The 12,790-nt window shown below is 67.6% G+C and carries 10 protein-coding genes; 7 read left to right on the forward strand and 3 right to left on the reverse strand.

The window, feature by feature from the left end:
- Positions 1-21 precede the first annotated feature (21 nt).
- The 4 genes from MYSTI_RS33855 (at position 22) to MYSTI_RS33870 (ending at position 4,382) form a co-directional block, all read left to right on the forward strand.
- Complete coding sequence (locus tag MYSTI_RS33855; RefSeq protein ID WP_144370199.1) at positions 22-672, forward strand: carbonic anhydrase; 651 nt, start codon at positions 22-24, stop codon at positions 670-672.
- A 560-nt stretch (positions 673-1,232) separates the two neighbouring features.
- Positions 1,233-2,219 (forward strand): hypothetical protein, encoded by a 987-nt coding sequence (locus MYSTI_RS33860; protein ID WP_015352349.1) that lies wholly within the window; start codon positions 1,233-1,235, stop codon positions 2,217-2,219.
- A 485-nt stretch (positions 2,220-2,704) separates the two neighbouring features.
- A complete protein-coding gene (locus MYSTI_RS33865; RefSeq protein WP_015352350.1) occupies positions 2,705-3,250 on the forward strand; it encodes an imm11 family protein in 546 nt (181 codons plus the stop codon).
- A gap of 319 nt (positions 3,251-3,569) precedes the next feature.
- Entirely contained in the window at positions 3,570-4,382 is an 813-nt protein-coding gene (locus MYSTI_RS33870) for a hypothetical protein (RefSeq protein WP_015352351.1), read from the forward strand.
- A gap of 1,083 nt (positions 4,383-5,465) precedes the next feature.
- Here the strand turns inward: MYSTI_RS33870 and MYSTI_RS45005 are convergent.
- Positions 5,466-5,672: a type 2 periplasmic-binding domain-containing protein gene (locus tag MYSTI_RS45005; RefSeq protein WP_044282150.1), complete on the reverse strand. Its 207-nt coding sequence runs from the start codon at positions 5,670-5,672 to the stop codon at positions 5,466-5,468.
- A 305-nt stretch (positions 5,673-5,977) separates the two neighbouring features.
- Between MYSTI_RS45005 and MYSTI_RS33880 the strand changes: the two genes are divergently transcribed.
- Positions 5,978-6,760: a hypothetical protein gene (locus MYSTI_RS33880; protein WP_044282151.1), complete on the forward strand. Its 783-nt coding sequence runs from the start codon at positions 5,978-5,980 to the stop codon at positions 6,758-6,760.
- Between the two features lie 163 nt (positions 6,761-6,923).
- On the opposite strand, the gene MYSTI_RS33885 is transcribed toward MYSTI_RS33880, so the two are convergent.
- Positions 6,924-7,313 (reverse strand): hypothetical protein, encoded by a 390-nt coding sequence (locus MYSTI_RS33885; RefSeq protein ID WP_015352356.1) that lies wholly within the window; start codon positions 7,311-7,313, stop codon positions 6,924-6,926.
- A 137-nt stretch (positions 7,314-7,450) separates the two neighbouring features.
- Here MYSTI_RS33885 and MYSTI_RS33890 point away from each other — a divergent pair, with 137 nt between their 5' ends.
- Together MYSTI_RS33890 and MYSTI_RS33895 are read left to right on the forward strand one after the other, a co-directional pair.
- Positions 7,451-8,824: an SWIM zinc finger family protein gene (locus MYSTI_RS33890; protein WP_015352357.1), complete on the forward strand. Its 1,374-nt coding sequence runs from the start codon at positions 7,451-7,453 to the stop codon at positions 8,822-8,824.
- Positions 8,821-11,583 carry a DUF6493 family protein gene (locus tag MYSTI_RS33895; protein WP_015352358.1) on the forward strand — a complete coding sequence of 921 codons (2,763 nt, stop codon included), beginning with the start codon at positions 8,821-8,823 and terminating at the stop codon, positions 11,581-11,583. The genes MYSTI_RS33890 and MYSTI_RS33895 overlap by 4 nt, the downstream gene beginning before the upstream one ends.
- Here the strand turns inward: MYSTI_RS33895 and tal are convergent.
- Positions 11,492-12,613, reverse strand: coding sequence for a transaldolase (gene tal / locus MYSTI_RS33900; protein WP_015352359.1), 1,122 nt, complete (start codon positions 12,611-12,613; stop codon positions 11,492-11,494). The genes MYSTI_RS33895 and tal overlap by 92 nt on opposite strands.
- Positions 12,614-12,790 lie beyond the last annotated feature (177 nt).

The raw sequence follows: 12,790 nt of genomic DNA on the forward strand, positions 1-12,790 counted from the left end.
GGCCGGGCATGCCACGGACTCGTGCCTTCCTACGAACAGATTTTCGAGAACAACCGCCGCTGGTCCGCCGACAAGACGAAGGACGACCCGCATTACTTCGAGCGGCTGTCCGCGGAACACAACCCCGAGTACCTCTACATCGGCTGCTCCGACAGCCGGGTGCCCGCCAACGAAATCATGGGCGTGGAGCCCGGGGATGTGTTCGTCCACCGCAACGTCGCGAACCTGGTCAACAACGTCGACCTGAACGTGATGTCGGTCATCAACTACGCCGTGCGCCACCTGTCGGTGAAGCGCATCATCGTCTGCGGCCACTACGGCTGCCAGGGCGTGAAGGCGGCGATGCAGCCCAAGGACCTGGGCATCCTCAATCCGTGGCTGCGCAACGTGCGGGACGTCTACCGCCTGCACAAGGCGGAGCTGGACGCGCTGACGGACCCGGAGGCCCGCTACGCCCGGCTGGTGGAGCTCAACGTCACCGAGCAGTGCATCAGCATCATCAAGACCGCCGCCGTGCAGCGCGCCTACGTGGAGACGGGCTTCCCCACCGTGCACGGCTGGGTGTTCGACATGCGCACCGGCCTGCTCCGAGACCTGGAGCTGGACTTCCCCAAGCTGCTGCGCGACGTGCAGGAGGTCTACAACCTCACGGACAAGGACACGATCTTCTAGCGAGAAGGCATAGCGCGCCTGGAGGCGGAACTGCCGCGGCGGCTGGTACTCGGCCGGGGCACCCGAGGCGTCGGTCCGGGTGACGGCCGTGTATTCAATCCAATACGAGAAGGACACGGACGCGCGGTACTCGCCGTTCGCGTCCGTGACGACCCGCCGCAGATTGCTGGGGCCGCGAAACACGGTGATGACGACTCCCGCGAAGCCGTCCCAGGGAGAGTCCGCGTGGGTCACCCTGCCCATCAGGGTTCCCCCGGCGAGCGCCGTCGCCCCGAACAGCAAACACCCGAGAGCCAGGAGTTGGAGCGACAGGTGGATGCACCAGCGGCATGGCATGGCGGATGCCTCGGATGGGGTGTCCCCTCTTGAGAGGAAGGGCCGTGGGCACACAACACGGGAACCTCCTCGCTCCATCATCGATTCGTCTCGGGAAGAGGGCTTGCCCTTCACGAGACACGACCTGATGGAACGGCTGGGACTCGAGACACCTCGGGACCTTGATTCCCTCGCATCCGCCACGAGATGCTCTCACGGACTTTTCTTCTCGACAGGAGTTCGCGATGACGACGCTGGCCCAGCTCCCCCAGGAGCAGAAGAAGATCAACTGTGTCTGGATTGGGGACGGACTCATCAACCACCTCTCGGCGTTCAACATCCTCAGCTGGATATCGTGTGGATGGACCGTCACCCTCTACAAGCACCCCGCGGTCCAGGCGGATGCCCCCGTGAGTGCGCTGTTCCCCCTGGATGCCCGCGCGGCGTTCGACGAGCTTGAAGAGGGTGACCTCTCGGTGGTCTCCCTCACCGACGCGCTCGCCCCTGAAACAGACGTCATGCCCAACGCGCGGGCCCTCCTGCTCCAGTGGATTGAGAACATCGGCGTCGGATACACCAGCTACGCCATCGGTGACCTGACCAAGTCCTTCATCGCGGGGACACGCGTGGGCATCGTGCTGGACTTGAAGATTGGTCCCAGCCCATACCTCCCGGACTATCCCGCCGAGCCCTTCCTCAATAACTTCATCAGCTTCACTCGCGCGGGCGCGGGCGGTGTGGAGAACCAGTGTCTGGGCAGCTTCAACCTCGACGCGTCCAACAAGTACGGTCGCAACTTCGATGCGGGCGTGATGTTCCGCTTGGGCGGCGCCACCTTCAAGGTCAAGACCGAAGCCGAGGGAGTCTTCGGCTCCATCACGGGCATGCACCAGAACGCCTTCAACAAGATGCGGTTCGGCGGCGGAGCCAAGGGGACGGACGTCAAGACCTGGGACGCCGACAAGTGGTCATTCCCAGAGCTTGTGGGAACAACCAACTCGGGTCCGTTTCGGGTCTACCAGACGCCTGGCTATTTCAACTGGAAGCAGGGCGAGTATCCCGAAGCAAAGAAGGCCAACGAGCTGCTCGTCGCCGACACCCTGGAGGCGGACCATGGCGTCGAGGGATTCAAGACCCCGCCCAAGCCCCTGCCGAACGATGCCTTCTACCTGAAGGCCATCCAACCCATGGCCCACAAGGCCATCAAGACCATCCGGGCCGCCTGGAAATAGGCCCGTGCCGAACCGGCCTCGGGCGCGGAGCCTGAGGCCGGGCGAGACTTGCGCTCCTCGGTCTAATTCTTCAGGGACGCCCGCGTCAGTTCCAGGGGAGCCAGAGTCCTGCTACGAGGCGCCCGAGTCGGGTGTCGATGGGTCTGAATCCTCGCTGCCACCAACAAGGAGCGTGGCGACGATGAGGGGCATTGACAGGATGCGCATGCGACTCACTCCAGAGGGGGGAAGGAGAGAGAACATCGCGTCCTTTGCGTCGACTGGGAAGGACGCGTTACGGCGCGATGGCGGTCGATCTGCTCCGCCATGCTCCCGCCTCGCCGCCTGGGCCTTGAACTCCACCCCATTCAGTGAGGTATGGGAGCCCTGATGCGAGGGGAAGCTCCGTGGTACGCCGTGATGCCAGAAGGCGTTGAGGCCCACCGCGCGGGAGTGAGGTCAGCAGCAAGGCCATCATTTCGACCGTCACTCGGTACTTCAGGCTCATGGAGGACGTACGGGCCGGTAGCTGGTTCCTCGGAGACCTGTTGGACGAGACGGGGCAGGCGTTCGAGGACTTCTGGCGGTTTTCGGAAGGAGGGCCTGTCCCTTCTGTCGGGCGCTTGAAGTCCCCCATCGAAGCGCCGGGGACGCCCTTGGATTTCAGCAGCGCGGGCGTTGGCATGACGCCCATCCTTCACGTCAGGCTCGCCGCCATCTTCGCGGAGCTGGCTCCAGAAGATGTCCAACTCGTCCCTGTTGAAGTCAAAGGCTGCTCGGACCCGTACGTCATGCTCGTGGCCACGAAGCTCATTCGCTGCATCGACGAGAAGTCCTCACGCGAGGTCTTGTTTTATCTTCCCGAGGACGAGCTGCCTGAGTTGGTTGGCCCGTATCGAAACGTGGCGGGGATGAGGATTGACCCCACGAGGGTGGGAAGCGCGAGGGTCTTCCGCACCTGGGGATGGTCAACCGGTCTCATCGTCTCCGAGGCCATCAAGACCGCCCTGGCATTCGCACGCGTCACGGGCGCCGCCTTCGAGGACGTTTAGGAACACCCGCTCGCAGTGATGCCCACGGGCGTTGAGCACAGCGCTGCCTGCGCCTCGAGGTCCTCCTTCGAACCACAGCGGCCCTCATCGCAATCACTGCCGGGAGTGGCAAGGCTTGCCCTGTCCTCTCGGCAACCCTTGCCGTTCCCCACGGCCGTCCTCTCTGAGTGGCCATTGGCATTCGGGTTGCTCTACCCGGGCTCACTCCGTGCCGCGGAGCCGCATGGTGCGGTGTCCCGGCTCGGAGCCCCCTCGGCCATGCTCGGCGGACGGTCGCTCCGCTCGCGCATGGCTGTCATTGAAAGGACCGGGTCTCTCCGTGCGCAACCTCCTCCTCGCCCTCCCGCTCGCCACCCTCACCGCCGCCTGTGGCGGTGAGCCCCTCGCACCCGAGACGCCCTCGGTCGCCGATGAGGCCACCGGCCAGGCCGCGCAACAGGTCACCCTCGACGGCACCTATACGTGGCGCGTCAATGAGATCGCCTTCACCTCCTCGGCCATCGGCTCGGCCACCAACCGCACCTGCTTCCTCAGCGCTCTCGGCGGCAGCCTCCAGGAGAACCCCTCCAACGACGGAGTCCGGAGCTTCGCCGGAGTCAACATCTCCGACGACCGGTGGCTCATCGTCGTGAGGCAGAACGCGGACGCGGCCCTCTCCACCACCGCCAGGTGTGTCAATACCGCCGCCAACCGCACCGCCGAGGTCTCCTGGTCCAACGGCGAGGCCGCCAAGGTCCTGGGCGCCGTGACGGCCGACCGCCGCTGCTTCCTCACCCGGGTTGAGGCCTCCGGCGCCTTCAACTCCACCTCCGAATACGTCCGCGTCTGGAACGACGGCCTCAACTGGTACCTCGGGGGTGACCTCGCCGACGCGGGTGGCGCCCGCGCCATCTGCGTCGACATCCCCGAGAGCGTCGGCAATGGGTGGCAGTTGATCTCCGGCTCCGGCGGCCAGAGCACGGACCTCGCCTACAACCCCGGCGGCGTCGCATGCTTCCTCTCCGGCATCGGCGGCCGTTTCAACCAGGACAGCTACTCGGACGGCGTGAGCGTCGACTACAACTCCGGCACCCTCACCTGGGAGATGGCCCTCTCCCCCTTCAAGCGCGGCTGGGCCCACTGCGTCAAGTAATCCCTCTCACCCCAAGGCCTGGGTCCGTCTACAGCGGGCCCAGGCCCCTCTCCCAGACATCCCTCACCGCTCTGGACGGCGAAGCTGAGAACGAGGCCGTTCGTCACGCCGTTCAGGCCCCGGCCGAGCACCGCGGCGTGGGCCGGTTCGGGAGTCTCCACCACCTGGATGTGGATGCCCTCAGCGCCCGAGGTGCAGGCACCCCAGCCGGTGAAGTCCACGTAGGTGGCACTCTCCCAGGTCTTCTCGACCTGGTCCTGCGTCCAGGCCCGGCCCGAGGCATTTCCCGCCGTGGGATTCTCCCAGCAGACGGGGATGCCGAGGGTGCGCCAGATGGCCTGCGAGCTGGGATACAGCTCGTCTTCGCGGGAGTGTGGCGTTCCCGTATTGGATGCCTCGGCTGCCGAAACGGGCACTCCGTCGGTTCCGGCCCCTCCCAGCCAAGCGCCTGTGAGTGTCAGGAACATCGCGACTTCATACAACTTACGACTGTTGCTCATTGATACCCCATCGTGACGACGCAACCCCGCTCGGAGCCGCGTCACCTCCAGAGATGGAGTCTGGGGATTCTATTTTAAGTCCTTTTATTCAAGACAGACGACCGACCCCTGACGACATAGGCGATGATTTGTCATTGTTCGCGCGGCCCCTTGTCCCATCGTTGCACCCGCTCGGACCTGCCCCCGTCTCACGGTGGGAACGGAAATGGACAGGGGCTCATCCACGAAGCGAGGGTTGACCGGAAACTCCCGCAGAGTCGCGACGTCCTTCATCAGGCGCGGGCGACTGCCCCCCGCCCCGCGACAGGAGGTCCTCTTCCGTGTGAAATGGTGTGCGCGCTGACAGCTCTGAGCCACACCTACCAGTCCAGCGCTCCCTCGGAGCTGGTGACGGCCGGCCGAAGCCAGGCCCTGCGCGCCTTGTCTCGCGTCGTAGGGACCCGCTTCCACATTCCCCCGCCATGCTCCACCGAATCCTCCTGGAGGCGGACCCCGTGGTGACATGCGGATGCGGCATGCTCCGCTTCGAGGGCGTCTCCGGCTGTGCCAACACCTACGCCCGCGCGGACCTCACCCCGTCGGCCTATAGCAGGGGGCGGGTGCGGACCTCAGGGCCGAGGGGACCTTGAACCCCGATGTCGAGGTCCACCGTGCCGTCGCGCAAGGCGTTCACGTCCTCGTCTCCCTCCACGACGAACCGCAGTGACACGTGCATGCGCTCCGCCGCCTTGGCGACGCTGAAGTCACGCAAGAGCGCGTCCAGGGTGGCGAGGAGATTGAGGTCGGACATGGGCACGAGAAGCGATGGTGGATTCGCAATGATGCACGCAGCCCAGGGACGCTGCCAGCAGTTCGCATGACTGTACCGGCGGGACGTTTCACAGCGCCCGCGGCGCTGGGAGCGTGAAGGAAGACATCCTCGAGGAGGCAGCGCGCGTGACGCCATTCTCCTGGCGCATGGAGACAGTCCTTGGTGACCACCACGCGCCCGAGCCTCGAGCGGTCTCTTGGCTTGATGTTCCTCGGGGCCATGTTATGCGCCGGAGGGCAATGACTGCTCCCGCTTCGTTCCCGAATCATTCGTATGAGGGCGCCATGCGCCTCGGACACAGGTTGGTGGTTCGCGACACCGACGTGAGCCCCGCGCTGTCGGTGTCGGTCGACTGCGTGAGCGGCCTCTGGCACGCGTGGTTGCGGCGAGACGGCGAGCGGCCCGTGGCGCTGATGTTGGTGCACGAGGCGCATCTCTCCCGAGCCTCTGAGGAGTTCGAGGTGTTTCACGGTCAGCACGCCGCTGGAGTCGCGGTGCTGGTGCGTGCGCTCAACGCCCCGGCGCTGGAGAAGCTGCCCGACGTCCGCGCGATGATCGCCGCGGTCGACAGCGAGACGAATCGCAAGCTCGTCTCGATGGCCCATCGCAACGAACCCGAGTTCGTCGAACGATGGAATCGGGGCCCTCAGACGGTGCTGGTCCACGACGAACGCTTCGTCAGCCAGGAGCCCACGGACCTGAGCGGCGGCCACGGCATGCTCGAGCTCGGCGGCTTCTGGGCGCGCACCACCGGGCTCGATGGCTGGAGTGTGGTGGGTCTCGATGACGCGGACCTCGCCGTCCTGGTGCGCATCAACCTCTCGGGCGTGTTCGACCACAACTACCTCATCGACAAGCGCTCGGCGGAGCTCGCTGCTCGCATGGCCCGGATGCCCGTGACCTCATCCGGTGCACCAGGGAAGCCCTACTCACCCAAGCAGCGGTATGCCGTCGGAGACGAGGTGGAACATGCCTCCTTTGGCGCCGGTCGAGTCGTCGAGGTCATGGGCAACAAGATGAACGTCTTGTTTTCGGTGGGAGCGAAGACGCTCGTGCATGGGCGCTGAGCCACGGCGCATGGACGTGGCTCGGCCGCATCACCAGCACGTCCCGCCGCTCCGACGCCGCCGGCCGTCTCTCTTCCTGCGCTCCTGGCTCACGCGCGCAAGACACCGCGCCTTTTCAGGCGCGTCTCCAACCCTGGGTCCATGAACCCATCGAGCGTGCCCCTCACGCGCTCCGCGGGTGGCCCCTCCGCCGCCACGGTCCGATGAGCGTCATCAGCAGGGGAGCCAGGGCCTGAATCACGACGCCTCCCCGGAAGGCCGCGGCGTCCTGGGCGGAGAGCTCCGCCGCCAGCATCGGCCCCACCTCCGAGCTGAGCAGGTTGAGCTGGAGCCAGAAGAGCGCCCACACCCCCGAGAGCCCACCGGCGACCATCCACAGGCGGCCTCGGCGAGGCAGTGCCAATGCCAGGCACACCCCACACATCACGAGCGTCGCCAGGACAGGAGCGGGCTCCCACGGAAACAACTGCTTGTCCGCGACTTCCGCGTGAACCCCGCTCGGGAGCAGCAGCACCCCGAGCCCACCCCAGATTGCATCCCTCGTCCTTCGCATTCGCCTGCCCCTCGACACGACTCCGGCCCGCCGCCTCGTCACGAGAAGGGACACGTGGGGTGCCCGCTCGACTCGGCCACGCTAGAATGGCCGAGACTTCCAGCTCCTGCCATCGGCGGCGGACGTGAGGCTGCACGATGACGGCCCTGAGCCACACCTACCAGTACAGCGCTCCCTCGGAGCTGGTGACGGCCGGACGAGGCCAGGCCCTGCGCCTCATGACGTCCGGCGGAGGCGCGCCCCAGCCCTACTTCTTCGAGGGCAGGCTGCTCCACCCTCGCCCCACCGCGCTGGCCTTGCGCGCCTTGTCCCGCGTCGTGGGGACGCGCTTCCACATTCCTCCCGCCATGATCCACCGCATCCTGATGGCGGCGGACCCCGTGGTGACGTGCGGACGCGGCATGCTCCGCTTCGAGGGCTTCTCCGGCTGCGCCAGCACCTACGCCCGCGTGGACCTCACGCCGTCGGCCTATGAGGGCGACGTCGCCTCCTTCGGCACCACCAACGTGGACTTCAACGCCCCCATGCGCGCCGCGCTGGCCACGGTGCGCACCGATGAGCCGCTCGCGCTCTCCGTCGGGCACGCGGAGGTGGTGCTCGAGCGAGGGGAGTCTCGCGTCGTCGAGCGCAAGGTGCCACTGCCGCTGCGGTGGCTGAAGGGCTTCGCCGAGGTGCAGGCCTACCTCGCCCGGCTGGAACCCTTCGCGGAGCTGTCCGCCACGGAGGCCCTGCGCTTCCTGCGCGGCCTGCCTCGCACGAAGACCGACAAGCGGCCCCACTTCCTCGTGCCCCAGGGCCGCTCCGTGCGGCTGAGCGCCACGCCCGCCGCCGGCGCGATGCGGCTGACGGGCATGGAGCGACTGCGCGTGCTGGAGGACCTGGCCCCATTCGCCAAGGGGCTCACCCTTCACGCGGACCCGCGAGGCCAGGCCAGCGCCTTCGTCCTGGACCTGGGCACCCAGCGCTTCACGCTCGCGCTCTCCAGCGAGGTGTGGCGCGGCTTCTCCGGTGAAGGCCAGACGCTGACGGCCCTGGCCCAGCGACCCACCGTGGAGCAGCTCCTCTCCTCCCTGCGCGCCGAGCTGCGCTGGGAGTCCGTGCTGGAGACCGCCTCGCTCGCGGGCAAGCTGTCCTCGACCGAGGACCTCGTGTGGCATGGGCTCCAGGTGCTCGGCGTCCGAGGGCTGGTGGGCTTCGACTCGCAGGTCCGCGCCTTCTTCCACCGCGAGCTGCCCTTCGACTTCGCGCAGGTGGAGGCCCTCGCGCCACGGCTCGCGGCTGCGCGCACGCTCCTGGAGGCCGGGGCACTGGAAGCCGACGCGGCGGTGGCCAGCGCGTACTGGGTGCGCGGCTCGAGCGCCACGTACCATGTGCGGCTGGACGAAGGCTTTGCCCCCGTGAGCTGTGGCTGTACATGGTTCGCGAAGCACGGGCTGGAGCGAGGCCCCTGCAAACACCTTCTCGCCGCTCAACTCCACGCCACCCGCTCCGAGGACTCCGATACCCCATGACATCCCGCACCCTCGATGACGTCCTGGCCGCCCCCAGCCCCGCGGCATGCGCCGCGCTGCTCCAGGGGATGACGCCAGACCAGCGTCGCCAGCTCGGCGCCGAGGTGCTGCGGCGCCACAAGCAATTCCAGGCGGAGGACCATACAGCCGAGAGCCGCTCCGCCCTGCTGCTCCGCATCGAGCAGGGCCGGGCCCTCACCCTGCTGTGTTTCCTCACCCTTCCTCCGTCTGAGTGGACCGAGCAGTTGTTGCTCGGGCTGCCGCTCGAGGCAGGAGAGGTGGCGGCGAAGCTGAAGCTGCCTGGATTCGACAGCGCGGCCGAGCGGCTCATCGAGCTCACGCCGAGGAACTACCTCGTGGCGCGCGCGCTGGTGCGCGAGGGCGTGTCTCGCCGCCCCACGCATGACAACTACACCCTGGGGCTGCTCTACGACACGCGCTTCGACGAGAACCCGCTCGACGTGGACCCGGACGTGCGCGAGCACGAGGTGTGGCGGCTGTTCGAGGTCGAGGGCGGCGGGGAGCGAAGTCTGGCCGCGCGGGACAAGTACACCTCCAAGGAGCAGACATGGACGCAGGCCTTCCTGCGACACATGCGGCAGGGAACCCTGGAGCGAGGGCGCCTGCTGGACGCCACCCTGGGCGCGCTGGAGCGCGACTTCGCGGCCTTCCGCGCCGGGTGGTTCTCCCGCTTCCACGAGGCGATGGAGCCCACTCCCGAGGAGTTGGAGCAGCACCGGGACCGCTACCTCCGCCTGCTGGGCAGCTCCATCCCCGCCACCGTCTCGCTCGCGCTCGAGGCGGTGACCACCCTGCATGCCCGAAGGCCGCTGGACCTGGACTCCGCGCTGCCCGCGCTCGAGCCCGTGGTGCTCGCCCGCCACAAGGGCACCGCGCTGCAGGCGGTGAAGCTGCTCAAGTCGATGGGCACCTCCGCCGAGGGGGAGGAGCGCGAGCGTGTCGCCCTCGTCCTCGTCATGGGCTTCTCGCACGAGGCCGTGGATGTGCAGAAGGCCGTGCTGAAGGTGCTGGAGTCGCTCGCGAAGACCCCGGGTGACTCCCTGCGCGCAGCGGTCGCGGAGCGCGTGGACGGAGTCGCGGCATCCCTGAAGCCGCAGGTCCAGGCGTGGCTGGGACAGGGCGAAGCGCCGGCGGCGAAGCGCCTCCAGGCGCGGCCAGGTGAGGACTCCGCCTCGTCGACGACACCAGCAGGCCCCGCCTCGGGGAACCGGCCAGCGGCCACGGCGCCCGCCTCCCCCACCGATGCGCGCTTCGCCGTGTCTCCCATCACCACCGTCGACGAGCTGATCGCCGCGCTCTCCTCGTGCATCGAGGATGCGGGCAGCCCCATGGCCGTGGAGCGCGTGTTGGATGGTGTGGCCCGTCTCGGACGCCAGCGTCCCGACGACTTCGCGCGGAAGACCTCCGCCCTGGCCCAGCGCGCGAAGAAGCTCGGCGCGAAGTCCTACGGCGAGCCCCTCTCCTTCCACCTCGTCTGTCTCGCGCTCGCCTGGCTTGCCCCCGCGGGTGAGGCGCGCGCCACGCTGCGTGAGCTCCCCTGCGAGACGATGAAGCATGAGCACGACGTGTTCGTGCGGCTCTTCAACGAGCGCATCCAGGACATCGCGCTGGCGCTCGACGCGGGGCGTGACGACGGCCTGCTCTCCATGCCCACGCATGACGGAGGCTGGATTGCCCCCGAGACCCTCGTGGACCGTCTGCGCTCGCGCGCCCCCGGAGCCGGTGAGCCCTCGCGGGCAGACCTGGGCCTCGCCCTGTACAGGCTCGCACCCCTAGAGGCGACACCCCAGCGCATCAAGGAAAGCCCCCAGGGACACGCCCTTCAGGTCCTCGCGTGGGCCCTGCGGATGAGCGAGACGGCCCCCTCCATGGAGGAACCGCTCGCCTCCATCGCCGCGAGGATTCGAGGCGACACACCGCCCATCCGCTACACCTACGCTGTCCAGGCACGCGGCACGAAGCCCTACATCTTTCGCGAGGTCTTCATCACCGCCGAGCCACCCGCCACCCGCCATGAACGGACCGCGTCATGGGACCTCCCGAACATGATGACGGCCTCGAACCTGGGCGACGTGCTCAAGCCCTATCCTCGCTGGATGGCAACGCTCTGGCCCTCGGGGATGGAGGCCTACTTCGCCAGCCAGGCGTACCCGCTGTCCTTCAACCTCGACTGGAACTCCGCGGTGTGGGGCAACGTCGCGAGCTATGAGCAGCTCCTGCATCCCTGGCTGCGAATGGGCCCCATGGCCCGGCTGGTCCTCGCCATGGGCCTCTCGGCCAAGGAGCCGGGTGAGCACGGCGTGAGCGCCGATGCCACCCTCGCCGCGCTCGACACCGGGAGGCTCACGGCGGAGGACCTCGGCGAGATGATGAGCGAGCTGCGCCCCACGGGACTCATCAACTCGAAGCGCTGGGCCGCGACGCTGGCGCGAGTGGCCAGCACCTCGGAGGCCCATGCCCTCCAGGTCGCCTGCATCCTCCAGCGCACCCTGCGCAAGACGGAGGGCCCGGCGCCTCGGGACGACGGCGCCCTGATGAAGCTCCTGCTGGAGCTGCTCGCCCAGACGCGGACGCGGCTCACGGACACCGAGGCCTGGGACTTCATCCAGGGGACCTCGCACCGGAAGACCTTCGAGCCGCTCGCCCCTACGGCCTCAGCTGCTCCGCCACCGCCGCCAGCAGCGCCGAAAAAGACTCCTCGAAAAGCCGCACGCCGTCCACCGTCAGGCGGTCCGTGAGCGTCTTCATCGAGATGCCGCTCGCCTCCAGCTGACGCATCGTCTCCTTCGCGCCCGCGACATCCTCGACGAGGCTGGTACGCACCTTGCCGTGATCTCGGAACGCGTCGATGGTCGCGGGCGGCATCGTGTTGACGGTGTCCGGGCCGATGAGCTCCTCCACGTAGATGACGTCGCGGAGCTTCGGACTCTTGGTGCTGGTGCTCGCCCACAGCACGCGCTGCGCGCGAGCCCCCTTCGCCGCGAGCGCCTTCCAGCGCGGTGTGCTGAAGATCTCCTGGTACGAGCGATAGGCGAGCTTCGCGTTCGCGATGGCCACCTTGCCGCTCAAGCCCTCCAGCAGCTTGCGCTGCTCGGGAGAGACTCCGGCCGCCTTGAGGCGCTGCTCGATTTCCTTGTCGGCCGCCACGTCGATGCGGCTGACGAAGAACGAGGCCACGCTGGCCACCTTGCTCAAGTCTCCACCCGTCTTGGCGAAGCGCTCCAGGCCGGTGAGGTAGGCATGGGCAATCTGCCGATAGCGCTCCTGGCTGAACAGCAGCGTCACGTTGATGTTGAGCCCCTCCGCGGTGAGCTGCTCGAACGCGGGGACACCCGCCTCCGTGCCGGGGACCTTCACCATCACGTTGGGACGGTCCAATTGCTTCCAGAGCCTGCGGGCCTCCTCCATCGTGGCCTGCGTCTGGTTCGCGAGCGCCGGGGACACCTCCAGCGAGGCGAAGCCATCCTTCCCCTTCAGCGCATCGAAGACGGGCCTGAAGACATCCGCCGCGCCTTGGATATCGCGGATGGCGAGTTGCTCGTAGACGTCATTGGCGGAGAGCCCCTTGCCCCTCGCGGCGGTGAACAGGTCCGCGTAGTCCTGGCTGCCGGAGACCGCCTTCTGGAAGATGGTCGGGTTGGAGGTGAGGCCCTTGAGCCCATCCTCGTCGATGAGCTTCTTGAGGGTGCCGTGGGTGATGTAGCTCCGCTGGAGGTTGTCCATCCAGACGGCCTGGCCGAATTCCTCGAGCTGCCGCAGTGGGTTCATGGCGGGTCCCCTCGTGGGAGCAAGGTGCCTGTGCTCCGTGCCCCTCCTCCTGGCGGTAATGTGCCCATGCCTCCCCGGTCATGAGCGGGCCTCCGCGCGAATGCCTCCTTGCCGGGCTGCCCTCCGACGAGCAGTCCCTCACACCCGCCGCTTCTCCCGGGCCCCTTGCGTCAACAC

The organism is Myxococcus stipitatus DSM 14675, from assembly GCF_000331735.1.
In the GTDB taxonomy this organism is placed as follows: domain Bacteria; phylum Myxococcota; class Myxococcia; order Myxococcales; family Myxococcaceae; genus Myxococcus; species Myxococcus stipitatus.